General features: G+C 67.0%; 22 protein-coding genes, 2 tRNA genes and 1 riboswitch. Of the genes, 16 read left to right on the top strand and 8 right to left on the bottom strand.

Annotated features, from left to right (window positions below; all coding sequences use genetic code 11):
* Positions 1 to 63: 63 nt before the first annotated feature.
* Together ACFFGN_RS30770 and ACFFGN_RS30765 are read left to right on the top strand one after the other, a co-directional pair.
* Positions 64 to 1,287: a sensor histidine kinase gene (locus ACFFGN_RS30770; RefSeq protein ID WP_380054862.1), complete on the top strand. Its 1,224-nt coding sequence runs from the start codon at positions 64 to 66 to the stop codon at positions 1,285 to 1,287.
* On the top strand, positions 1,288 to 1,959 hold the full coding sequence (locus ACFFGN_RS30765; RefSeq protein ID WP_380054859.1) for a response regulator transcription factor: 672 nt from the start codon (positions 1,288 to 1,290) through the stop codon (positions 1,957 to 1,959).
* On the opposite strand, the gene ACFFGN_RS30760 is transcribed toward ACFFGN_RS30765, so the two are convergent.
* From ACFFGN_RS30760 to ACFFGN_RS30745, 4 genes are all read right to left on the bottom strand, one after another.
* Positions 1,956 to 3,011: a ribonucleotide-diphosphate reductase subunit beta gene (locus ACFFGN_RS30760; RefSeq protein WP_446685227.1), complete on the bottom strand. Its 1,056-nt coding sequence runs from the start codon at positions 3,009 to 3,011 to the stop codon at positions 1,956 to 1,958. The two genes, ACFFGN_RS30765 and ACFFGN_RS30760, sit on opposite strands and share 4 nt — an antisense overlap.
* Positions 3,008 to 5,524 (bottom strand): ribonucleoside-diphosphate reductase subunit alpha, encoded by a 2,517-nt coding sequence (locus tag ACFFGN_RS30755; protein WP_380054856.1) that lies wholly within the window; start codon positions 5,522 to 5,524, stop codon positions 3,008 to 3,010. Before ACFFGN_RS30755 ends, ACFFGN_RS30760 begins: the two co-directional genes overlap by 4 nt.
* A 40-nt stretch (positions 5,525 to 5,564) precedes the next feature.
* A riboswitch (cobalamin riboswitch) is annotated at positions 5,565 to 5,806 on the bottom strand.
* Positions 5,807 to 5,923: 117 nt separating this feature from the next.
* Positions 5,924 to 6,505 (bottom strand): DinB family protein, encoded by a 582-nt coding sequence (locus ACFFGN_RS30750; RefSeq protein WP_380054854.1) that lies wholly within the window; start codon positions 6,503 to 6,505, stop codon positions 5,924 to 5,926.
* Positions 6,506 to 6,692: 187 nt separating this feature from the next.
* On the bottom strand, positions 6,693 to 7,055 hold the full coding sequence (locus ACFFGN_RS30745; protein ID WP_380054851.1) for a hypothetical protein: 363 nt from the start codon (positions 7,053 to 7,055) through the stop codon (positions 6,693 to 6,695).
* A gap of 112 nt (positions 7,056 to 7,167) precedes the next feature.
* Between ACFFGN_RS30745 and ACFFGN_RS30740 the strand changes: the two genes are divergently transcribed.
* Positions 7,168 to 7,623: a GNAT family N-acetyltransferase gene (locus ACFFGN_RS30740; protein WP_380054849.1), complete on the top strand. Its 456-nt coding sequence runs from the start codon at positions 7,168 to 7,170 to the stop codon at positions 7,621 to 7,623.
* Positions 7,624 to 8,304: 681 nt separating this feature from the next.
* On the opposite strand, the gene ACFFGN_RS30735 is transcribed toward ACFFGN_RS30740, so the two are convergent.
* Positions 8,305 to 9,174 (bottom strand): 3-methyladenine DNA glycosylase, encoded by an 870-nt coding sequence (locus tag ACFFGN_RS30735; RefSeq protein ID WP_380054846.1) that lies wholly within the window; start codon positions 9,172 to 9,174, stop codon positions 8,305 to 8,307.
* An 82-nt stretch (positions 9,175 to 9,256) separates the two neighbouring features.
* Here ACFFGN_RS30735 and ACFFGN_RS30730 point away from each other — a divergent pair, with 82 nt between their 5' ends.
* From ACFFGN_RS30730 to ACFFGN_RS30705, 6 genes are all read left to right on the top strand, one after another.
* On the top strand, positions 9,257 to 10,045 hold the full coding sequence (locus tag ACFFGN_RS30730) for a fumarylacetoacetate hydrolase family protein (protein ID WP_380054843.1): 789 nt from the start codon (positions 9,257 to 9,259) through the stop codon (positions 10,043 to 10,045).
* Positions 10,038 to 11,576 (top strand): glutamate--tRNA ligase, encoded by a 1,539-nt coding sequence (gene gltX / locus ACFFGN_RS30725; RefSeq protein WP_380054840.1) that lies wholly within the window; start codon positions 10,038 to 10,040, stop codon positions 11,574 to 11,576. The genes ACFFGN_RS30730 and gltX overlap by 8 nt, the downstream gene beginning before the upstream one ends.
* Positions 11,577 to 11,579: 3 nt before the next feature.
* Positions 11,580 to 12,503, top strand: coding sequence for a CPBP family intramembrane glutamic endopeptidase (locus tag ACFFGN_RS30720; RefSeq protein WP_380054837.1), 924 nt, complete (start codon positions 11,580 to 11,582; stop codon positions 12,501 to 12,503).
* 127 nt (positions 12,504 to 12,630) lie between these two features.
* Positions 12,631 to 12,702, top strand: a tRNA-Gln gene (locus ACFFGN_RS30715).
* A gap of 78 nt (positions 12,703 to 12,780) precedes the next feature.
* Positions 12,781 to 12,856 (top strand) — tRNA-Glu (locus ACFFGN_RS30710).
* Between the two features lie 103 nt (positions 12,857 to 12,959).
* Positions 12,960 to 13,112 carry a hypothetical protein gene (locus tag ACFFGN_RS30705; RefSeq protein WP_380054834.1) on the top strand — a complete coding sequence of 51 codons (153 nt, stop codon included), beginning with the start codon at positions 12,960 to 12,962 and terminating at the stop codon, positions 13,110 to 13,112.
* 207 nt (positions 13,113 to 13,319) lie between these two features.
* Here the strand turns inward: ACFFGN_RS30705 and ACFFGN_RS30700 are convergent, their stop codons facing one another.
* Complete coding sequence (locus ACFFGN_RS30700; protein ID WP_012922430.1) at positions 13,320 to 14,039, bottom strand: IclR family transcriptional regulator; 720 nt, start codon at positions 14,037 to 14,039, stop codon at positions 13,320 to 13,322.
* Between the two features lie 144 nt (positions 14,040 to 14,183).
* Here ACFFGN_RS30700 and leuC point away from each other — a divergent pair, with 144 nt between their 5' ends.
* From leuC to ACFFGN_RS30675, 5 genes are all read left to right on the top strand, one after another.
* Complete coding sequence (gene leuC / locus ACFFGN_RS30695) at positions 14,184 to 15,614, top strand: 3-isopropylmalate dehydratase large subunit (protein WP_380054829.1); 1,431 nt, start codon at positions 14,184 to 14,186, stop codon at positions 15,612 to 15,614.
* Between the two features lie 16 nt (positions 15,615 to 15,630).
* Positions 15,631 to 16,230: a 3-isopropylmalate dehydratase small subunit gene (gene leuD, locus ACFFGN_RS30690; protein WP_380054826.1), complete on the top strand. Its 600-nt coding sequence runs from the start codon at positions 15,631 to 15,633 to the stop codon at positions 16,228 to 16,230.
* Between the two features lie 286 nt (positions 16,231 to 16,516).
* Positions 16,517 to 17,683, top strand: coding sequence for a magnesium/cobalt transporter CorA (gene corA, locus ACFFGN_RS30685; RefSeq protein WP_380054823.1), 1,167 nt, complete (start codon positions 16,517 to 16,519; stop codon positions 17,681 to 17,683).
* A 72-nt stretch (positions 17,684 to 17,755) separates the two neighbouring features.
* A complete protein-coding gene (locus ACFFGN_RS30680) occupies positions 17,756 to 17,941 on the top strand; it encodes a hypothetical protein (protein ID WP_380054820.1) in 186 nt (61 codons plus the stop codon).
* Between the two features lie 189 nt (positions 17,942 to 18,130).
* The gene (locus ACFFGN_RS30675) at positions 18,131 to 18,745 is read left to right on the top strand and encodes an HU family DNA-binding protein (protein WP_380054817.1); all 615 of its coding nucleotides are present in this window, start codon (positions 18,131 to 18,133) and stop codon (positions 18,743 to 18,745) included.
* An 87-nt stretch (positions 18,746 to 18,832) separates the two neighbouring features.
* Here ACFFGN_RS30675 and ACFFGN_RS30670 read toward each other — a convergent pair whose 3' ends face one another.
* Together ACFFGN_RS30670 and cofC are read right to left on the bottom strand one after the other, a co-directional pair.
* Positions 18,833 to 19,039 carry a hypothetical protein gene (locus ACFFGN_RS30670; RefSeq protein WP_380054814.1) on the bottom strand — a complete coding sequence of 69 codons (207 nt, stop codon included), beginning with the start codon at positions 19,037 to 19,039 and terminating at the stop codon, positions 18,833 to 18,835.
* A gap of 4 nt (positions 19,040 to 19,043) precedes the next feature.
* A complete protein-coding gene (cofC, locus tag ACFFGN_RS30665) occupies positions 19,044 to 19,709 on the bottom strand; it encodes a 2-phospho-L-lactate guanylyltransferase (RefSeq protein ID WP_380054811.1) in 666 nt (221 codons plus the stop codon).
* A 16-nt stretch (positions 19,710 to 19,725) separates the two neighbouring features.
* On the opposite strand from cofC, the gene ACFFGN_RS30660 reads away from it, so the two are divergent.
* Positions 19,726 to 20,496, top strand: a complete 771-nt coding sequence (locus ACFFGN_RS30660) for a lysophospholipid acyltransferase family protein (protein WP_380054808.1) — start codon at positions 19,726 to 19,728, stop codon at positions 20,494 to 20,496.
* Positions 20,493 to 21,497, top strand: a complete 1,005-nt coding sequence (locus tag ACFFGN_RS30655; RefSeq protein WP_380054806.1) for an NAD(P)H-dependent glycerol-3-phosphate dehydrogenase — start codon at positions 20,493 to 20,495, stop codon at positions 21,495 to 21,497. The genes ACFFGN_RS30660 and ACFFGN_RS30655 overlap by 4 nt, the downstream gene beginning before the upstream one ends.
* Positions 21,498 to 21,516 lie beyond the last annotated feature (19 nt).

The following is a 21,516-nucleotide window of genomic DNA, read 5'->3' as shown; positions in this document are numbered from 1 at the left end:
CTGGGCGATGGCGGTGCGCCTGCGATGTGATGCACTGAGACGGTTTCCGGAGCGAAGGGCACCATGTCCCACGACCTGCACCCCGCGGTACGGCGGTTGTCCGCGCCGCCATGGCCGGTTTCCGTCTTGGCGACCGCGGCGATCGGCTTCAGTTTCCTGCCGATCATCGCCAGCCGCGACCTGCGTGGTCCGAACGGCTCGTGGTTGCCGACGGCGCTGGCCCTGACCACGGTCGCCGGTGTGCTGGCCGTGCAGTTCGGAGTCGACCGGCGGTATCGCGATCAGCCGCCGCTGGGTGTCGCCGTTGCTGCCCTGGCGATTCAGGCCGGGCTGATCGAGGTTCTGACTCAGGTCGACGGGCTGAGGATCGCCTCGATCATGTACCTCGCGCTGCCGTACCCTGCCGTGTCGTGGCTGGGAGCGCGGGCCGGTGTGTCGGTCTGCCTGGCCATTCTGGCCTGGTTCACGATCCGGTTCTCCAAGGGCAAAACGCTCTGGACGGCCGGGGCGGAGGACCTGCATCTGTACGCGCTGTTCGCCCTGGCCCTGATGCTGGTCACGACCACGGGGCTGCTGATCCGGCGCGAGCAGGCCAGCCGTCGACGCGCTGAGCGGCTGCTCGACGAACTCAGCACCTCGCACGACCACCTGGTCGACTCCCAAGCCCGGGTGGCCGAGCTGGCGGCGATCGAGGAGCGGAACCGGCTGGCCCGCGATATCCACGACAGCCTTGGCCACCACCTCACGGTGATCAGCGTCCAGCTGGAGAAGGCGCAGGTGCTGCTGCCACCCGAACAGGACGTCGCGGCAACCGCGATCGGCAACGCGAAACGGCTGGCCGACCAAGCGCTTACGGACGTGCGCCAGTCCGTCGACACGCTGCGCCGCGACCGGGCGCCGTTCGTGCTGGGGCCGGCCCTGCGCTCACTGGCGGCCGATCTCGAGGTACTGCCGTTCGAGCTGGAACTGACCATCACCGGCGACGAGCACCGGTACTCCGGGCAGCAACTGGTCGCCCTGTACCGCGCCGCCCAGGAAGGGCTCACCAACGTTCAGCGCCATGCCGGCGCCCAGCACGTACGACTCACGGTAGAACTGGGAGATCGGGCGGCCGAGCTGACGCTGGACGACGACGGGATCGGCCCTCCGATCACCCCCGGCAACGGTCTGCGCGGTGTTCGCGAACGGGTCGAGCTGGTGAGCGGCCGGCTGAACCTGCTCGAAGCCCCCGGTGGTGGCACGCGGCTGGCGATCACCCTGCCCCGCGCGGCGAACGGAGAGGCCTGAGTGGAAACGGACCCGATCGACACGATCCGGCTGCTCGTCGTCGACGACCAGGAACTGATGCGGGACGGCCTGACCGCGATCCTTGAACGCCAACCGGGGCTGGACGTCGTGGGCACCGCGGCCGACGGCGCCGAAGCGCTACGACAGGTCGAGGCCCTGAGCCCGGACGTCGTCCTGATGGACATTCGGATGCCGGTGCTCGACGGGATTCAGGCGACCGCCGAGATCGCGCGCATCCGGCCGAGCGTCAAGGTCCTGATCCTGTCCACGTTCGACGACGACGAGTACGTGCTGCAAGCTCTGCAGGCGGGCGCGGCCGGCTACCTGCTGAAGAACCTGCCCGCCCGCGACCTCGCCGAAGCGATCCGGTTGACCCAGCGCGGCATCGTTCAGCTGTCACCCGCCGCCGCGGCCAAGGTCGTCGCCGTTCTCACGGCCGCCGCCGCCCGGCCCGCCTCCCGGCCGGTGCAGCCGCAAATCGCGCGGCTGACCGACCGGGAACGCGAGGTCCTGCGCCTGGTCGCGCTCGGTGCCAGCAACCGGGAGATCGCCCGGGAGCTGATCATCTCCGAGGGCACCGTGAAGACCCACATCTCCAGCATCCTCGGCCAGCTGAAGCTACGAGACCGAACCCAGCTCGCCGTTTTCGTTCACCAGCACAACTCCGGCTAGTCCCAGCTGAGGCCGGATCCGGTCTGATACTCGATGACGCGGGTCTCGAAGAAGTTCTTCTCCTTCTTCAGATCCATCACCTCCGACATCCAGCCGAACGGGTTGCGGGTCTCGCCGAAGATCGGCGCGAGACCGATCTGCTCGGCCCGCCGGTCGGTGATGAAGTGCATGTACTGCTCGCAGAGCTCGGCCGTCAGCCCGAGCATGCCGTTCGGCAGGGTGGCCCGGCCGTAGGCCACCTCGAGCTCACACGCCTCGGCGAGCATCTGCCGCACCTCGGCCTGGAACGCGTCCGTCCACAGGTGCGGGTTCTCCAGCTTGATCTGGTTGATGCAGTCGATGCCGAAGTTCAGGTGGATCGACTCGTCGCGCAGGATGTACTGGTACTGCTCGGCGATACCGACCATCTTGTTGCGCCGGCCGAGCGACAGGATCTGCGCGAAGCCGGTGTAGAACCACATCCCCTCGAAGACCACGTAGAACGCGATCAGGTCCCGCAGGAAATCCGTATCGGCTCCCGGCGTACCGGTGCGGAAGTCCGGATCCTCCAGGTGCTGGGTGTACTTCAGCGCCCAGGCGTCCTTGTCGGAGATCGACGGCACCTCGCGGTACATGTTGAACAGCTCGCCCTCGTCGAGACCGAGCGAGGTGCAGATGTACTGGAAGGTGTGCGTGTGCACGGCCTCCTCGAAGGCCTGGCGCAACAGGTACTGCCGGCACTCGGGATTGGTCAGCTGCCGGTAGACCGCGAGCACGATGTTGTTCGCCACCAGCGACTCGGCGGTCGCGAAGAAGCCCAGGTTGCGTTTCAGCATCAGCCGTTCGTCCGCGGTGAGGCCGTCGCTGCTCTTCCACAACGCGATATCCGCCTGCATGGACACCTCGGTGGGCATCCAGTGGTTGTTGCACCCGGCAAGGTATTTGTCCCAGGCCCACTGGTACTTCAGCGGCAGCAGCTGGTTCACATCCGCGCGCGAGTTGATCATCGCCTTGTCGCTGACCTCGACCCGGCCGGCGCCGAGGGTGATCTCGCCCAGCCCGGTGACACTCACTGGCAGGCCTCGCAATCCTCGTTCTCGATCGAGCAGACGTCGGCCGGCTTTAGTGGTGGCGGTGGCGGTGGCGGTGGCGTCGGCGCCTGCGTTGACGTTGACGTTGGCGGGGCGACGGGTACGGCGTTGAGGCGGCCGTCGGTGCCCTGAAGGGTCGACTTCTCCACGTGCGTGGCGGACAGCGAACGCAGGTAGTACGTCGTCTTCAGGCCGTAGCGCCAGGCGGACCGGTACAACTCGTCGAGCGCCTTGCCCGAGGGCGCCGCCATGTACAGGTTGAGCGACTGCGACTGGTCGATCCACTTCTGACGGCGAGAACCAGCCTTGATCAGCCAGAGCGGGTCGATCTCGAAGGCCGTCGCGTACAGCTGTTTGAGGTCGGCCGGAATCCGGTCGATCCGCGCGAGCACACCGTCGTACAACTTGAGATCGGAGACCATCGCCTGGTCCCACAGTCCGCGCGCCTTGAGATCCTTGACCAGATAGGGATTTGCGACGGTGAACTCGCCGGACATGTTCGACTTCACGAACAGGTTGCGGTAGATCGGCTCGATCGACTGGCTCACCCCGCAGATGTTGGAGATCGTCGCGGTCGGCGCGATCGCCAGCACGTTGGAGTTGCGCATGCCGTCACGGCGTACCTTGGCCCTGAGGGTGTCCCAGTCGAGCGTTTGGCCGGTGTCGACGGTGAGATCGCCGTTCCTTGCCGTGCGCAACAACTCCAGCGAGTCGATCGGCAGGATGCCCTGGCTCCACAGCGAACCGTCGTAACTGGCATAACGCCCGCGCTCAGCGGCCAGCTCGGACGAGGCCTCGATCGCGTGGTAGCTGATCCGTTCCATCGAGATGTCGGCGAATTCGACCGCCGCTTCGCACTGGTAGGGGATTCGCAGGGCGAAAAGCGCGTCGGCGAAGCCCATCAGGCCGAGGCCGACCGGCCGGTGCCGCTGGTTGGCTCGCTCGGACTCGGGCGTGGAGTACAGGTTCACGTCGATGACGTTGTCGAGCATGCGCACGGCCGTCCGCACGGTCGCGCGGACCAAATCGGCGTCGAGGCCGTCACTGGTCAGATGGGCGACCAGGTTGATCGAGCCGAGGTTGCAGACGGCGGTCTCGTCGGCGCTGGTGTTCAGCGTGATCTCCGTGCACAGGTTCGACGAGTGCACCACGCCGTCGTGCTGCTGCGGGGAGCGCAGGTTCGACGGGTCCTTGAACGTGATCCACGGATGGCCCGTCTCGAAGAGCACGGTCAGCATCCGCCGCCACAGGTCTACCGCGCGGATCCTGCGGAAGACCCGGATCTCACCGCGATCGGCGGCGGCCTCGTACTCGGTGTAGCGCTTGGCGAAGGCCTCGCCGTACAACTCGTGCAGGTCGGGTGTCTCGTCGGGGGAGAAGAGCGTCCACGACTCGTCCGCCTCGACTCGCTGCACGAACAAGTCGGGCACCCAGTTGGCCGTGTTCATGTCGTGGGTCCGGCGGCGCTCGTCGCCGGTGTTCTTGCGCAGGTCGAGGAACTCGCCGATATCGATGTGCCAGGTCTCGAGATACGCGCAGACCGCGCCCTTGCGCTTCCCGCCTTGATTGACCGCGACGGCCGTGTCGTTCGCGATCTTCAGGAACGGTACGACGCCCTGGGACTCGCCGTTCGTGCCGCGAATCTTGGCGCCGATCCCGCGCACGGGCGTCCAGTCGTTGCCGAGACCACCCGAGTACTTCGCGAGCAGCGCGTTGTTGCGAATGCCGGAGAAGATCGCGGCGAGGTCGTCCTCCACCGTGGTGAGGAAGCACGAGGACAGCTGCGGACGGGTGGTGCCGGAGTTGAACAGCGTTGGCGTGGAGGACATGAAGCGGAACGAGCTGAGCAGTTCGTAGAACTCGATCGCGCGCGCCTCGCGGTCGTGCTCGCGCAGCGCCATGCCCATCGCCACGCGCAGGAAGAACGCCTGCGGCAGCTCGAACCGGACCTTGTCGATGTGCAGCAGATACCGGTCGTACAGCGTTTGCAGCCCGAGAAACGCGAACTGCAGGTCCCGCTCGGGCCGGATCGCCCGGGCCAGCCGGCCGAGGTCGAACCCGGCCAGCGCCGGATCGAGCAGACCCGCCGCGATACCGGTCTCGACGTACGCCGGGAAGTACTCGACGTAGGCCGCGGCCATATCGGCCTGGCTCGCCTGGCGCGGTTCGCCGTGCACGCGGCCGAGCGCCTCCCGGCGGATCCGGTCGAGCAGCAGCCGGGCGGCGGCGAACCCGTACTCCGGCTCGGTCTCGACGAACGAGCGCGCGGCCATGATCAGCGCCTGCTCGATCTCGTCCTGGGTGATGTCGTCGTAGCAGGTGGCCAGCGTCTCCGTCAGGATCAGCTCGGGGTCGACCGAGCCGAGCCCGGCAGCGGCCTCGGCCACGATCAATCGCAGTCGGTCCATTTCCAGCTGAGGGCTGACGGTGGTGCTTCGGGTGCTGCTTGCGGTGCTGCTTTCGGTGGTGCTTCGGGGGACCGAAGTGATGGTCAAAGCTCTCTCTCCTCGCGAGTGCCTCGGGCGGCGCGCACCGGCGGTGCGCGCGCCAATGGCAGGTCTTCGGACTCCCGGGCATACCTCTCGGTCCTACCGGCCGTCGCTTCCCGAACCTGGCTGGTCCAGTGCTGTCGGCGGTTCCTGCTGGAACCGTTGGACGGCTGTCGTTCCCGGTCACCGCTGCGGGGCAGTTCCGGTTTTCCACCGGATTCCCTCTTACCCCTGAACTACTACACCTTGTGGTGCTAGTCGCTCAGGACCACTAGCGGTAGTGATGCTAGCCGCGCGCTGGGCAAATCTTGGCCACCGGCACACGCGTGTCGCCGCCGAGTTCGGCCGCCGGTCAGGCCGCCACGGCCAGTCAGGCTGGTCGGGCCGGTGGGTCGCCAGGGTGGGTCAGGCCGCCAGGGCGTGCAGGTCTTGCAGTGTCATGATCTCGGAGCCGTGGTGGATCAGCTCGCGGTTCAGCTGCAGAACGACGTGGCCGAATGGTGATGCCGCGTCCAGTCCGGTGGCCTGGCTCAGGCCTATTCGCATCACATCCTCCTCAGGCAGTTCGGCTATCGACTGCTGCCAGGCCTCGACCCAGTGCGTGAGCCAGGCGACGGCATCACGCGCGTTGCCGTGCAGGGTGATGTCCGTCCGGCTCTGCCTGCTCTCGCCGAAGGTCCACTCCCAGCGCTCGAAGAACGTCTCGGTCAGATGCGCGATCAGCCAGGCGATCGTCCGTGGCCCGCGATGATCCGGCTCGTTCGGCCATTGCGCCGTCCACTCGCCTGTCCCGTGCAGGCGGAAGCGGCCCGCATAGTGCCGCCGTACGACGGTCAGCGCCTCTGGAGTTGGGCGCCAGAAGTATTGCTCATCGGTCAATTCGGCCAGTCGCCCCGACAGGACGAGCCAGCTGAACCCGAGTTGCCCTCGCACCATCGCCATCGCCGACTGCCGGTGCAGGATCTCCCAGTCAAACGGCTCTGGCATGCCACTTCTCCTCACCCCGTATCGAACGTATGTTCGAAGTATTGTTGGCGAAGATGGCGAAGTCAAACCCTTGGCGTGTCGATCACGCGTTTGACTGCAGCCGTCTGCTACAAGCGTGCGCCCAGGTCCTGCCGGCACGTGAAAACGCCCGGGCCTCGCGTGGAGGACCCGGGCGTTGGTGGTGTTGTCAGCCCTCGCAGGGGGAGAGGCGGTCCTTCACCGATGAGCTGAAGTGGCTGCTGTAGATGTAGGTGTTGCTGTTCGTCTTGTACCAGAGGTTGTTGTAGTCGTTGTAGAGCCAGCAGGCGAGCGCGACCGTACGGCCGGATGCGATCGTGCCGGTGTTGCGGCACGCCTCGTACGGCCCGATGCGGTTCGGCGCGGCGCTGGTGGTCCGGGCGTTGTGAATCCACCCGCCACCTGGCATCGCGTAGCACTGGATCGCCGCGCCGGTCTCGGCGGCCGGGGCCGCCTCGGCGACGGTGCCGCCATGGATCGCGGGCACGGCGGCAACGACGGCGGCGAGGGTCAACTTGCTCAGGCGGTTCATGCACTCTCCGGTTTCAGGCGACGGCCGATCAGACCGCCAGAACCTACAAGCGTTTGACCTCCGCCATCGGTACGTGTCCGGGACCTGCCATGCCGTGGCAGGATTCCCAGCCATGCGGATACGACCAGCCGAGAGTGCCGACGCTGCCCCGATCGCCAGCCTGCTGGACGAGTTGGGTTATCCCCAGGACGGCGTGCAATCAGTCGAGGCCCGCCTCAAGACCTTCGCCGACAACCCCGCCAGCATGGTCCTCGTGGCCGAACAGGCCGTCGAGCAAGCGACCGAAGCTGCCGAGTTGCTGGGCGTGATCGCCGTACATGTCAGCCCCTTCTTCGAGAAGGATGGCTCCTGGGCCCGGATCGTGGCGCTGGTTGTCGCGGACCAAGCGCGCGGCCGCGGTATCGGCGCAGAATTGGTCGCCGCCGCGGAGGCCTTCGCCATCGAACGCGGCTGTTCCCGCATGGAGGTCACCAGCAGCGACCGCCGCGCGCGAGCCCACGACTTCTACCTAGCCCGCGGCTACCTCGACCAGGCAGGCAAGTCCTCCCGCTTCCTCCGCGACCTCTGAGTTTGCGCCCTGCGTCTCACTGGCGTGCGGTGTCGCTAGATCGATCCGGTATGGAGCGTTTGGCCTGGATCCGCTTAAGGCGGGCGGGAATCGGGTGGGATTTGGCCGGGTTTCGGGAGGTCCCGCACGTCCCGCGCCGGGTTGGCGCGGACGCTGCGCAGGCTTATCGCGCTTCGCATCAGGCTGGCCACCCGCCACCCGCCACGTGCCACGCGACGGGCTGCCGCGCTGCGGGCCAGGGTTGCCGTGCGCCACGCGTCGAGGTTTGGCGGGCTGTGGGTCGGGTTGGCTGCCAGTTGGACCGCGTGGTTGGTGATCGGGTGATTGCGGTCGGCTGCCGAGTTTTTGTGCGAGTACCTGGCTGCAACCGGGTAGCGGTCAAACAACTCGGCAGCGGGCACCCCAAAACCCGGCAGCCGCGCAAAACCCCGGCAGCCGCGCAAAACCCGGCAGCCGCGCCGAACCCCGGCAGTCGCGCCGAACCCCGTCGCGGTGTGTCCTGCGCGTGGCTAGCCATTGGGCTGGTGGGTTACCACCTCGGAATCCGAGGTGGTAACCCACCTCGACGGTGGCCAGCCACTCTGCCGGGCGCACCTCGGCGGGCCTCGCTGGGCACACTCCCGCCGACCATCGCGGTCCGGGGCCAGACGCGTCCGCGCGGCGGGGCGTAAGCGAGAGAAGTTAGGGGAGCAGGGTTTCGCAGAGGGCTGTGAGGCGGTGGCGGAGGGGGTGGGCTCGGGTGGCGAAGGTGCGTTGGGCGGTGGCGTAGCCGGCTTTGCCGGCGGGGGTTTCGATGGGGATGGGGTCGTAGCCGAGGGGCTGGAGGTCGTACGGCGAGGCGCGCATGTCGAGTTCGCGGATGTCGCGGGCCAGTTCGAAGCAGTCCAGCAGCAGGTCGCCCGGCGTGAACGGGATCAGCTTGGACGCCCATTTGTAGAGGTCCATGTTCGCGTGCAGGCAACCACCTTGTTCCAGCAACGGCTGGGTCTCGCGACGCGGCTGCAGGACGTTCAGCGGCTGGGCCGGCTCGGTGAAGAACCGGAACGCGTCGAAGTGCGAGCAGCCGATCCGATGCGACTCCACCACCTGGTCCGTACCACCCGAGCCAAGGCGTAGCGGCCAGGCGTTGTGGCGGACCTGGTCCGCGTTCTGGCGGTAGACCATCGCCCACTCGTGCAGGCCGAAGCAGCCGAACTGGGGTTGGCGGGCCGCCGTCGAGGCGAGCAGTTCCCGGATCCACGCGATGCTTTCGGAGCGCCGTACGATCTCGGCGGGGTCGATCGAGGCCACGCCGTCGATGACGCGGTAGCCCCGCTTGCCTTCGTACTCCGGAGCCTCGGCCAGTTGCACGCCCGGGCCCGGATGCCAGAAGCGCAGCTGCTTCGGCCGGGTCGGGTAGTAAGTGAAGAGGAAGTCCTCGACGGGATGGGGTTCACGACGGCGGCGGCGCTCGAGGTGACCGGCGACCAGGGCGTCGGCGCGCCGCGCATGATCGTCTCGCAGGGGCTGCCACACCGCTGGGGGGAGGGCGGCCAGGCTGACATTGCTCACCGTCCCACTGTCTCACCCCGGCCCGGCGGTAGGCTCGATCCGTTCATCCCACCGCTTGACCATCGCTAGTAGAGGCTCATCCGTGCGTATCGCTCGATTCTCCGTCGACGACGAACCGAAGTACGGCATCGTCGAAACCGACGACCCGCTCGGTCTGGACGGCACGGTCGCCGTGCTCGACTCCGACCCGCTCTACCGGCCCGTGCAGCTCACCGGCGAACGCCTGCAGCTGGCCGACGTACGACTGCTGGCGCCGGTGATCCCGCGCAGCAAGGTGGTCTGTGTCGGCCGGAACTACGCCGCGCACGCCGCCGAGCTCGGCAACGACGTACCCACCGAGCCGATGATCTTCCTCAAGCCGAACACCTCGGTGATCGGCCCGCGCGACGGCATCGTTTATCCCGAGCAGACCAACGACGTGCACTTCGAGGGCGAACTGGCGATCGTGATCGGCCGGATCTGCCGCGACGTGCCCAAGGAGCGGGTGGACGAGGTCATCTTCGGTTACACCGTCGCCAACGACGTGACCGCGCGCGATCTGCAGAAGTCCGACGGCCAGTGGGCCCGGGCGAAGGGGTTCGACACTTTCTGCCCGCTCGGCCCGTGGATCAGCACGGGCGTGGACGTCAGCGACCTGCGCGTGACGACCACTCTGAACGGCGAGGTCAAGCAGGACGGCCGGACCTCGCAGTTCATCTTCGACATTCCCGAGGTGCTGGCCTACATCACCTCTTTCACCACGTTGCTGCCTGGCGACGTGGTCCTCACCGGCACCCCCGCGGGTGTCGGCCCGATGCTGCCCGGCGACGAGGTCGCGGTCAGCATCGAAGGAATCGGAACCCTGACGAACAAGGTGATCACGCGTGACTGAAAGGCCTGCCCCGACCGACGACGACGTCCTGGGCGGACTCGAACCGAACCAGGTCAGGGTTCGGTTCCCACCCTCGCCGACGGGTCTGCTGACCGTGGGCAACATCCGTAGCGCCTTGTTCAACTGGGCTTTCGCGCACCACTACGGCGGCAAGATGGTGCTGCGCATCGAGGACACCGACGCGGCCCGCAACACGCCGGAGGCACTCGCGTACACGCTGGAGTCCCTGCGCTGGCTCGGGCTCAACTGGGACGAGGGCCCCGAGGTCGGCGGCGAGTACGGGCCGTACCTGCAGTCCGAGCGCTTCGCCATCTACAACGAGATCTCCGGCAAGCTGCTCGACGCGGGCAAGGCCTACCACTGCTACTGCTCGCAGGAGGAGCTGGAGCAGCGCCGCGAGGCCGCGCGTACGGCCGGCCAGCACAGTGGGTACGACGGCCACTGCCGCGCGCTCACCGAGACCCAGGTCAAGGAGTACCTCGACGCCGGGCGCCGTCCCGTACTGCGTCTGCGCATGCCGGATCGGCCGATCACGTTCACCGACCTGGTGCGCGGCGAGATCACCTTCCTGCCGGAGAACCTGGGCGACTACGTACTGGTCCGGGCCAACGGTCACCCGCTCTACCCGCTGGTGAATCCGGTCGACGACGCGCTGATGAACATCACGCACGTGCTGCGCGGTGAGGACCTGCTGTCGTCGACGCCGCGCCAGATCGCCTTGTACGAGGCGCTCGGCGAGATCGGTATCGGCAACGGTGTCGCGCCCCGGTTCGGGCATCTGCCGTTCGTGATGGGCGAGGGCAACAAGAAGCTGTCCAAGCGCGACCCGGGCTCCGGCCTCGGGGAGTACATGGAGCGCGGGTTCCTGCCCGAGGGCCTGCTGAACTACCTGGCGCTGCTCGGCTGGTCGATCGCCGACGACCGCGACGTGTTCACGATGGACGAGATGATCGAGGCCTTCGACATCCGCAAGGTGAACGCGAACGCGGCCCGGTTCGACCCGAAGAAGTGCGAGGCGATCAACGCCGCGCACATGCGGCTGCTCGCGCCGGAGGTTTTCGCCGAGCGCCTGGTGCCCTTCCTGGCGAAGGAAGGCCTGGTCGCGGCCGAGCCGACCGAGGACCAGCTGCGCATGCTGACGGCGGCCACGCCGTTGGTGCAGGAGCGGATGAACACGCTGTCCGAGGCGGTCGACATGCTCGGCTTCCTGTTCGTCGGCGAGGAGGAGTTCTCGATCGATCCCGACGCCGCGGCCAAGGTGCTGACGACCGAGTCCGGCGCGGTGCTCGAGGCGGCGTCGAAGGCGCTCGCGGATCTGTCCGAGTGGAGCACCGAGGCGATCGAGCAGGCGCTGCGTGCTTCGCTGGTGGAAGGCCTTGGGCTGAAGCCGAAGAACGCCTTCGGCCCGGTCCGGCTCGCCATTTCGGGACGCCGGATCTCGCCGCCGCTGTTCGAGTCGATGGAGTTGCTCGGACGGGAGATCTCGCTCGGCCGGCTCGACCGGGCCCGCGAGGGCCTCAGTACGGACTGAGCCATGGCCTACAACCAATTCCCGCTGCAGGACGTCGTACCGGGTGATCCGCAGCCGTACCACCGGCAGATGCGGAACTCCTGGTTCGCCGTCTGGCGGCCCGCGCTCGGCACCCTCGCCATCTTGTGCGGGTGGATCATCATCACGGTCATCTGCGTGCTGCCGATCCAGGCGCTCGATCCGGAGGCGGCCAAGAAGGTCGGCTGGGAGATGCTGCTCGCGACGAACCTGTCGCTGGCGGCGCTGATTCCGCTCAGTCTCGGCATGGCGAAGTTCCTGCACCAGCAGCCCAGCGGTCTGTTGTCATCGCTCAAGCCCGGCCTGCGCTGGCGGCCGCTGGCGATCTTCCTGATCGCCGCGGTGGTGGTCGAGGTCGCCATGCTCGGAGTCGCGCTGCTGCTGCCCGTTGACTTCGCCACCGAGGTGAGCGGTAAGGCCGATGACGCGACGGCCATCATCGTCGTGGTGCTGCTCACGTCGACGTTCCAGGCGGCGGGGGAGGAGTACTTCTTCCGCGGCTACCTGCTGCAGGCCTTCGGCTCGATCATGCGCAGCCCGATCGTGCCGATCCTGCTGACCGCGCTGATCTTCACGTTGTTCCACGGTGTGTGGCCGTGGGAGAGCCTGGCGCTGTTCTTCGACCGGTTCGCCTTCGGTGTGCTGGCCGGCTGGCTGGTGGTGCGCACGGGCGGTCTGGAGGCCGCTATCGCGGTACACGCGGTGAACAACATCATCACGTTCATCTTCGCGGCGATGACCGACTCGGTGACCGAGAGCCTCGGCATCACCGACGCGCCTTGGTCGCTGGTACTGGTGGACATCGCGAAGTTCGTGCTGTTCGCCGCGATCGGCCTGTGGATCGCGCGCAAGCTCGACCTGCAGCGCACCGCCCGGGTGGCCCTGCCGCCGCTGGCGAAACCCGTGTGACAGGAGTGACACCTGGCCAAGGGACCCCCGTTTTGCTGCCGGGGCCCTTGGTCAGGTAGGCTCAACGCGCCAGGTTGTGAGGGCGGAAGAAGCAGTAAGAAGCTCTCATAATCGCAGTAAAAAGCTTTGGGGTATGGGGTAATTGGCAGCCCGACTGGTTCTGGTCCAGTTAGTCTAGGTTCGAGTCCTAGTACCCCAGCGATTGGACTAAATCGCTGGAAATTAGATAGAGTCCAACCTCGTTGGAAGGCCCGCAAGGGCTGGAAAACAAACCTCTGGCCCCGTTGTGTAGCGGCCTAGCACGCCGCCCTCTCAAGGCGGTAGCGCGGGTTCGAATCCCGTCGGGGCTACCAGAGAAACCCGAAAGGCCTCCACCCCGGTGGAGGCCTTTCGGCGTTATCCACAACTTCTCATCGCCGGCCGGTATTTGTCCGTCCTGATCGGTACAGTCATGCCATGAGCGAGAGCTACCCGCTGGCCCAAGGCCCAGCCGAACTCGAAGAGCCCGACCAGGCTGATATCGCCATTGCTGAAGCGGTGAAGAAGCAAGGCGTGTGGATCGAGCACGAAGAGGCCCTGCGTCTGCTGGAGACGAACCAGCCTCGCTGACGATCCGTATCCAGCTGGCAGCACGGCGCTCGGCGATGGCTCGATCAGGCGGCTTCGGCTGGATGAACGTCGCATTCTGTACGAAGTCGTCGACTCGACAGTGTCCGTTTACGTGCTCCTGGTCGGGACGAGTCGACGCAAGCCGTCATGACGCCAAAAGCCCCCGTCGTACCTGGTGAGGTACGGCAGGGGCTTTTGTGGTTTGGGTTACTCCGAGGCGCGGCGTAGGGCTTCGGAGAGGCGTTCGGCGGCGGCCATCACGGCGGGGGCGTGCATGCGGCCGGGCTGGCGGGAGAGCCGTTCGATCGGGCCGGAGACGGACACGGCCGCGATCACCTTGCCGGAGGGGGAGCGGACGGGGGCCGAGACGGACGCGACGCCTTGTTCGCGTTCGCCGACGCTGTGCGCCCAGCCACGACGTCGTACGCCGGCCAGGGCGGCCGCGTTGAAGGTGGCGTTGTGAAGCCCGCGGTGCATGCGCTCCGGGTCCTCCCAGGCAAGCAGTATTTGAGCGGCGGATCCCGCGGCCATCGTCAGCTGGCTGCCGACCGGCACGGTGTCGCGCAGACCGGACGGGCGCTCGGCGGCGGCCACGCAGACCCGGTACTCGCCCTGGCGGCGGAACAGCTGCGCCGATTCGCCGGTGATGTCGCGAAGCCGCGCCAGCACCGGGCCCGCCGTCGCCAGCAGGCGGTCCTCACCGGCGGCCGAGGCGAGCTCGCTCAGCCGCGGGCCGAGTACGAATCGTCCTTGCATGTCACGACCGACGAGCCGGTGGTGCTCGAGGGCCACCGCGAGCCGATGCGCGGTGGGACGGGCCAGTCCGGTCGCCGCCACGAGTCCGGCCAGGGTCGCCGGTCCGGACTCGAGTGCGGACAGCACGAGAGCTGCTTTGTCGAGAACGCCGACTCCGCTAGAGTTGTCCATGAGACGATATTGCCGTCTCGAATCGTGGAACGCAAGTCGCCAGACGAGGCGGCGCGGGAGCACTGTGGCTATCTGGGGGTTCACCCCCGTTAATCCCACAGCCAAGTTGCAGCCACCTCACCAAACATCGTAGGGAGCAGTCTGATGGGTCGGACGTTGTCGGAGAAGGTCTGGGATGCGCATGTCGTGCGCCATGCCGACGGAGAGCCCGACCTCCTTTACATCGACCTCCACCTGGTGCACGAGGTCACCAGTCCACAGGCGTTCGACGGCCTGCGCCTGGCCGGCCGCCAGGTGCGCCGCCCGGACCTGACCATCGCGACCGAGGACCACAACGTTCCGACGTTCGACGTGGACAAGCCGATCGCGGACCCGGTCTCGAAGACCCAGGTCGACACGCTGCGCAAGAACGCGGCGGAGTTCGGCATCCGGATCCACACCCTCGGCGATCCCGATCAGGGCGTCGTGCACGTGATCGGCCCGCAGCTCGGGCTGACCCAGCCGGGCATGACCGTGGTCTGCGGTGACAGCCACACGTCTACGCATGGTGCCTTCGGCGCGATCGCCTTCGGTATCGGCACCAGCGAGGTCGAGCACGTGCTCGCCACGCAGACCCTGATGCAGGCCCGGCCCAAGACGATGGCCGTGACCGTGGACGGCGTACTGCCCGACGGTGTTTCCGCCAAGGACCTGGTGCTGTCGCTGATCGCTCAGGTCGGTACGGGTGGTGGCCAGGGCTACATCGTGGAGTACCGCGGCGAGGCCATCCGCGCGCTTTCGATGGAAGCCCGGATGACGATCTGCAACATGTCGATCGAGTGGGGTGCGAAGGCCGGCATGATCGCGCCGGATGAGACCACCTACGCGTACCTGAAGGACAAGCCGCACGCGCCGCAGGGCGCCGACTGGGACGCCGCCGTCGAGTACTGGAACAGCCTGGCCACCGACGACGACGCCACCTTCGACCGCGAGGTCGTACTGCGCGCCGAGGACATCGCCCCGTTCGTGACCTGGGGAACCAACCCGGGCCAGGGCGTTGCGCTGTCGGCCAGCGTGCCGTCGCCGGACGACTTCGACAGCGAGGGCGACAAGATCGCGGCCGAGCGCGCCCTGGAGTACATGGGCCTGGTCGCCGGTACGCCGATGCGCGAGATCAAGGTCGACACCGTCTTCCTCGGTTCCTGCACCAACGGCCGGATCGAGGACCTGCGCGCGGCCGCCGGTGTACTGGCCGGCCGGAAGGTTGCCGAGGGCACCCGAATGCTGGTGGTACCGGGTTCGGGCCGGGTCCGGCTGCAGGCCGAGTCCGAGGGCCTGGACGTGATCTTCAAGGACGCGGGCGCCGAATGGCGTGGAGCCGGCTGCTCGATGTGCCTGGGCATGAACCCGGACCAGCTCGCGCCGGGTGAGCGCAGCGCGTCCACCTCCAACCGCAACTTCGAGGGCAGGCAGGGCAAGGGCGGTCGTACTCACCTGGTATCGCCGCTGGTCGCCGCCGCCACCGCCGTCACCGGCACCCTGGCCGCTCCGGCGGACCTGGAGCCCGTCGACGTAGCCGTCCCGCAGAACGTCTGAGATCGAGGAAGAAGTCATGGAAGCCTTCACCGTTCACACCGGTACGGCGGCACCGCTGCGGCGCAGCAACGTCGACACCGACCAGATCATCCCGGCCGTCTACCTCAAGCGGGTCACCCGGACCGGCTTCGAGGACGGGCTGTTCTCGGCCTGGCGCAACGACCCGGCCTTCGTGCTGAACCAGCCGGAGTACGCCGGCGTCTCGGTCCTCGTCGCGGGCGAGGACTTCGGCACCGGTTCGTCGCGTGAGCATGCCGTCTGGGCCTTGATGGACTACGGATTCCGCGTGGTCATCTCGTCGCGGTTCGCCGACATCTTCAAGGGCAACTCGGGTAAGGCCGGTCTGCTCGCCGCCCTGGTCGAGCAGGAGGCCGTCGAGCAGCTCTGGAAGGTGATCGAGGACGATCCGGCCACGCCCGTCACGGTCGACCTGGAGCAGAAGACCGTCACCGCAGGCGATCTGGTGGCGCCGTTCGAGATCGACGACTACACCCGCTATCGCTTGCTGAACGGCCTCGACGACGTCGGCATCACCTTGTCGAACGAGGCCGACATCACCGCGTACGAGGCAACCCGGCCGTCGTTCAAGCCGGCCACCCTGCCCGCGAAGGCATAATCGCGTAACGCGGTCGTCATAGCTTCGGTGTTAGGCTGAGGCCGTTGTCAGACCAAGGTGTCGAGATCGTAGGAGGTGAGGCGCTGATGAGCAGCGATCCCTCCAGACATACCGATTTCGCTCGACCTTGACGCGCTGACCTCTCCTTCGTCCAGGTCGGGTCATCGGCATGTCCACAGCCATGCCGGTGACCCGAAGCGCTTTTCAGTGGCAGTGCAGTGTCCTGCCGCGGGGTCGGGCCGATGTCGCTCACCTCACCTGTCACGCCTTCTCCTGGAGGACCGTCATGTCCGACCTTCGCCTGCGCACGCTTCGTGCCTTCGGCCGTACGCCGTCCCTTCGCGCCGCCGCGCGCCGCTACGCCATCGGTGGTAGCGCCCCGGTCCAGCCCGAGCCGGTCGCCGAGCCCGTGAAGCCCCCGAAACCCAAGGGCCACAGCGTCGTGGACAGTGCGATCTACAGCGGTGGTTGCCGCGTCGCCTCACCGGACACGCTCGCGGACACCTACCAGGGCCTGCACGAGACGCCCGGCAGCCTGGCCTGGATCGGCCTGTATCGCCCGGACCGGCGCGAACTCGCCTCGCTGGCGCAGGAGTTCGACCTGCACGAGCTGGCGATCGAGGACGCCATCCAGGCCCACCAGCGACCGAAGCTCGAGCGCTACGGCGACACGTTGTTCGTCGTACTGAAGGCCGCCCGGTACCGCGACGAGACCGAGGAGGTCGAGTTCGGCGAGGTGCACCTGTTCGTCGGGCCTGACTTCGTGGTGACGGTTCGCCATGCCGAGGCGCCGAACCTGGCCGCCGTACGGCGCCGGGTGGAACGCGATCCCGAGCTGCTGCTGCGCGGTACCGAGGCCGTGCTGTACGCGATCATGGACAAGGTCGTCGACGGTTACGCCCCGGTGGTGGCCGGGCTGGAGAACGACATCGACGAGATCGAGACCGAGGTGTTCCGCGGTGATCCGAAGGTGTCGCGGCGTATCTACGAGCTTTCGCGTGAGGTGATCGAGTTCCAGCGCGCCACCCGGCCGTTGATCGGCATCCTCGAGCAGCTGCGCAAGGGCTTCGACAAGTACAAGGTGGACGAGGAACTGCAGCGTTCCTTGCGCGACGTCGCCGACCACGTCACCCAGGTGGTGGAGAAGGTGGACGCCTTCCGTGAACTGCTGCGCGACATCCTGACCGTGAACGCCACCTTGGTCGCGCAGAAGCAGAACGAAGAGATGAAGAGTCTTACGGTTGCCAGCAACAGCCAGAACGAAGAGGTGAAGAAGATCTCCGCGTGGGCGGCGATCCTGTTCGCGCCCACGTTGATCGGCACCGTCTACGGCATGAACTTCGACGTGATGCCGGAACGGGACTGGACCTATGGATATCCCTTCGCGGTGGCCCTGATGGGTCTGGTCTGTGTCACCTTGCACCAGGTCTTCAAACGCCGCGGCTGGCTCTGACGCGTTCGTGATGGTGTCGCTTGAACCCTGGCGCTAATGTCAGCTGCAACACAAGCGAAAGGGGCTCCGGGCATGTGGTTGTTCCTGCGTAAGCGGTTGCTGATGTGGCTGATCCTCGCGGTGGGAGTGCCTTTGCTGGACTGGCTGCTGGGCAAGGCGAGCGACACGATTCGGGCCCGAAAGGGCGACAACGCCGTCACGCGCGGCCTCGATTCGACCCGTTCGGGGGTTCGTAAAGTGCGTGGCCGGCGGCGCTGAGTCCTCACCCATGGTCGCCGGTTCGTTGCTCAGAAGGGAAAAAACAGCCCTTCTGGGGCCCAGAACCGGCGAAATGCCATGAAATACAAGAAAAGTGCCGCGTGGGTGTTTGTACAGGGCGTGAAAGGTCCATAACGTTCCCTGAAGATCGAGCGCGGTGCTCGACACCTACGTTCACGGAGGGAAGCAGTGAACAAGAGTCAGTTGGTCGAAGCGCTCGCAGTGCACTTCGACGGAAACCGCCGTTCCGCTCAGCACGCCTTGGAGTCGGTGATCGACACCGTCCAGCGCGAGCTGACCAAGAAGGGTGGCAAGGTCGCCATCACCGGGTTCGGCGCCTTCGAGGCGATCGAGCGTGGCGCTCGCATGGTTCGCAACCCGCGGACCGGTGAGACCAAGCGCGCCAAGAAGACGGTGGTCCCGAAGTTCCGGGCCGGCGCCGAGCTGAAGGCCGTTGTCTCCGGTGCGAAGAAGCTGCCGAAGCTGGTCACCCCGAAGCCCGCCGCAACCGCCACCAAGGCGACCGCGACCAAGGCCGCGCCGGCTAAGGCCGCCGCAACCAAGACCGCCGCCAAGAAGGCTCCGGCCAAGGCTGCTGCCACCAAGACGGTTGCCAAGAAGGCTCCCGCCAAGGCCGCCGCCACCAAGACGGCTGCCAAGAAGGCTCCGGCCAAGGCTGCTGCCACCAAGACGGTTGCCAAGAAGGCTCCCGCCAAGAAGGCTCCGGCGAAGACCGTTGCCAAGAAGGCCCCCGCCAAGAAGGCGCCGGCTAAGAAGGCTCCCGCGAAGCGCGCAGCTCGCTGATCCTTCGTACTACCTGCGAAAGCCGGTCTCCCCAATCCGGGGGCGACCGGCTTTCGCCGTTTCTACGGTCGTTTCAGGCGACTGCGGTTACGGCAGGGTGATGAAGCGGACGGAAGTGATGGCGAGGCCGGCGCCGGTTCCTGTGGTCTCCAGACGCACGCGCTGGCCGATGCGCAACAGCCGAACCGGCGTGGTTGCGAGGCTTTCGGGCCCGAAGGGCAGCTCGATCCCGTTGTCGGTCAGTACGGCGCCCGCGCCCGTCTCCGCGTCGTACCGGCTCACAGTGGCTTGCATGAGCTCAGCATGCCAGGCCTTCGGAGCCGATGACGCCTCCGAGGACCAACGACATCACCTCGGCCGTCTGCGGCCCGACCCCAAGCTGCACGGCGTGCGCGAGGTCCGCCGCGGTGTCCACATCCCGCCGGACCGAGACGATTCCCGCATGTTCAACAGGTACGGCGCCCGAGGCCTGGTGCGCCAGAGCGGATCCAACCCCGAAGCGGGGATCCAGCTCGACGCCCGGGCCTGCCGCGAGCAACGTCGTACCTGTGCCGGGTAGGTCGATCACGAAGCTACGGCCGGTTCCACAGGCTGCGAGGGCAGAAGTAAGTTCGGATGGCCTAAGGGCTGGGAGATCGGCAGACAGGGCCGCGACGCCAGTGCCTGCTCTAGCGGCCACAGCGGCTCCGTGCGCCAGGGCTTCGTTGAGACCGGCATCGGGCACATCGGGCTCTACCTTGGCGCCCAGGGCGGTTACGGCGAGCGCGACGGTCGGATCGTCCGTCACCACCACCACGCCGGACACCATCGGTGTGGCCAGGGCCGCGGCAGTAGTGTCGATGGCGAAGGCCAGAGCGAACTCGGGACGGTGCTGAGGGTAGGCGTCAGCAAGTCGGCTCTTCGCGATCGTCAAACGCTTCACCGGGAGCACGAGGGTCCAGGAAGCGACCTGTACGTCTGCCATCAGGCAGGATTCTCCCATGACCGAGGGTTCGCACGACCGCCAGGAGGCAGCAGTGGAGCGCAGACCGCGCACGGGGTTCTGGTTCGGCCTGGTGGTCGTACTGGTCAAGCCCTTCATGCTGCTGTTCACCAAGCGCGACTGGCGCGGTATGGAGAACGTTCCGCGTTCGGGTGGCATGATTTTCGTGACGAACCACATCTCGCACTTCGACCCGTTCGCGGTCGGCTTCTTCATCTACGAGTGCCGGCGAATCCCGCGCCTGCTGGGCAAGGCCTCGCTGTTCAAGCTGCCGATCGCCGGGCGGATCATCACCAGCGCCGGCCAGATCCCCGTCTACCGCGACACCGCCGAGGCCGCTGACGCCTTCCGGGCGGCCGTCGCCGCGGTCGAACAGGGCGAGTGTGTGGGGATCTATCCCGAGGGCACGATCACCCGCGACCGGGAGTTGTGGCCGATGACGGGCAAGACCGGCGCCGCCCGGATCGCGCTGATGACCGGCTGCCCGGTGATTCCGATCGCGAACTGGGGGCCGCAGGAGGTGTTCGCCAGTTATGGTTCGCACGCCGTCCGGTTGCTGCCGCGCAAGACCATGCGGATCACGGCGGGCAAACCGGTCGACCTGAGCGCGTTCCACGGCCAGCCGATCACCGCCGAGCTGTTGCAAAAGGCAACAACCGTGATCATGGACCGGGTCGCGGCCGAACTGGGGGAGCTGCGCGGCGAGAACCCGCCGCCGCGGCTGTACGACCCGCGCAAGGCTCGTGAGGAAGGTGAGGAGCAGGTATGACCAAGGTGGCCGTGTTCGGTGCCGGTTCCTGGGGTACGGCGTTCGCGACCGTGCTGGCCCAGGCCGGTAACCAGGTGTCGGTGTGGGGCCGGCGAGAAGCGCTCTGCGAGACGATCAACACCCGGCACGAGAACACCGAGTACCTGCCCGGGATCCGCCTGCCCGACGCGATCACGGCCACGCACGATCCGGCCGCCGCGGCCGAAGGCGCCGACGCGATCGTGCTGGCGGTGCCGAGCCAGTCGTTGCGGGACAACCTGCGCGACTGGGCGGGCGTGCTGCCGACCGCCGTACCGCTGGTCAGTTTGATGAAGGGCGTCGAGGTCGGTACCACCAAGCGGATGAGCGAGGTGATCGCGGAACTCACCGGCGCTGGTCCCGAGCGGATCGCCGTGGTCTCCGGGCCGAACCTCGCGCGCGAGATCGCCGAGGGCCAGCCTGCAGCCAGTGTGGTGGCCTGCGCGGACGAAGGTACGGCGTCCCGGTTGCAGAAGCTTTGCCACTCGCCGACGTTCCGGCCTTACACGAACACCGATGTGGTCGGTTGCGAGCTGGGCGGTGCGACGAAGAACGTGATCGCGCTCGCGGTGGGGATGGCCGTGGGGCTTGGATTCGGTGACAACGCGCGGGCCTCGGTGATCACGCGTGGATTGGTCGAGACGGCGCGGCTCGGTCGTGCGTTGGGTGCCGATGAGCACACGTTCTCGGGTCTGGCTGGGCTGGGGGACTTGGTTGCGACTTGCTCATCGCCGTTGTCGCGGAACCGGACGTTCGGCGAGAAGCTCGGTCAGGGCATGACGGTGGCCGAGATCGCCGGGGGCACGCGGCAGGTGGCCGAGGGGGTCAAGTCCTGCTCGTCGATCACGGAACTGGCGCATGCCCACGACGTGGAGATGCCGATCGCGGAACACGTGACCCGGGTGGTGGCGGGGGAGATGACGCCGAAGGACATGCTGTTCAGCCTGGTGTCGCGATCGGCGAAGTCTGAGCGCTGGGGCTGATCTCTCGCTCTGCGGGTTT

This window comes from Kribbella deserti (assembly GCF_042434725.1).
Classification (GTDB): Bacteria; Actinomycetota; Actinomycetes; order Propionibacteriales; family Kribbellaceae; genus Kribbella; species Kribbella deserti.
The sequence above is the reverse complement of the archived record's forward strand: the minus strand, read 5'-3'. Positions and strand labels throughout refer to the sequence as shown.